The organism is Dellaglioa sp. CoH-55-MRSF-8, assembly GCF_056782195.1.
In genome coordinates, this window is the sequence record NZ_JBXAYH010000018.1 from 1 (window position 1) to 982 (window position 982).

Genomic DNA, 982 nt, shown 5'->3' on the forward strand with positions numbered 1-982 from the left:
ATGCCGTAACTGTATTTGATCCCACATATCCAAGCGCCGCCACATTGGACAACTGCTGAGGAATCGGGGTCCATGTAGTTAAATCTGCCGACGTAGCAATACCAGTGCTACCGCCTGACATAGTAGCCCAATAGGTCGATCCGTCGTACACCGGATTTGTTGCTTTTGCTGCCCCGTAGTACAACGTTGTCCCCGTGTTGAATCTCGCGCCGAATCCTAGTGTGATACCACCAGCTTGCCAAGCCTGATTGACTGTGATGCCTGTGTTTAGATATCCAAATGTTTGATCTGCTGCCGCTCCCCATGCAGCCGTTGAATATGACATTGACTGGAATGCACCTATGGGACGCAATGAGAAACCGTTTACGCCAGTTACACTAGGAATCGCTACGGTTGTCTTACGTGTCGGCGCAGCAGGGGTTGGGGACCATCCCTGTGTTCTAAGGTCTGAATCGTCACGAACCGTCTCAAACCCTTGCATGTATTTCAAGGTCATTTTATTTCCTTAGCTTGGCGTGAACCAAGTTATTGTTGTCATCGGCTTTGCTGGCGTCAGCGTGGTTTGCGCTATAATCTCTAGCGTCACATATCCATCCTGTGTGTCATATGGAAGCCCTGCAATCACCTCAAGCTTAACTCCATAGTCATTCGCCGGAATCAAACCGCCTGAAATTATTTCCATCTGAACATACGTGTCTTGTATGTTTTTCGGCGCAACCGTGAGCAAGGTTTCTGCTACTGCATTGGCTTTGACTAAAGTAGCCTGTGTAAGTAGCAGAGTTTCCGCTATAGCATTTGCATTAGCAGCTGAATTCTGCTGAGTCAGAATAGACTCAGCCACGGCATTTGCGTTTACTTGCGCCATGACTGAGCCTCCCGTTAATTAATATGGTTTATTACTGGTTTGGACGCGAGCACAGCGGAATTTGTCCAAGCCACATTACCATTAGGGTCTTTCTCAACAATCTTCGCTGTATAAGAT

At 47.8% G+C, this 982-nt stretch carries 2 protein-coding genes; both read right to left on the reverse strand.

The window, feature by feature from the left end:
• On the reverse strand, positions 1 to 325 hold a 325-nt coding region (locus tag AC1RPW_RS07600; RefSeq protein ID WP_481769383.1), incomplete at its 3' end, for a hypothetical protein.
• A 180-nt stretch (positions 326 to 505) separates the two neighbouring features.
• Entirely contained in the window at positions 506 to 865 is a 360-nt protein-coding gene (locus tag AC1RPW_RS07605) for a hypothetical protein (protein ID WP_289866914.1), read from the reverse strand.
• Positions 866 to 982: the final 117 nt, after the last annotated feature.

What these genes read in the sequence shown, in the direction of transcription:
- AC1RPW_RS07605 (WP_289866914.1), bottom strand. Translation starts at nt 865, where the DNA reads ATGGCGCAAGTAAACGCAAATGCCGTGGCTGAGTCTATTCTGACTCAG.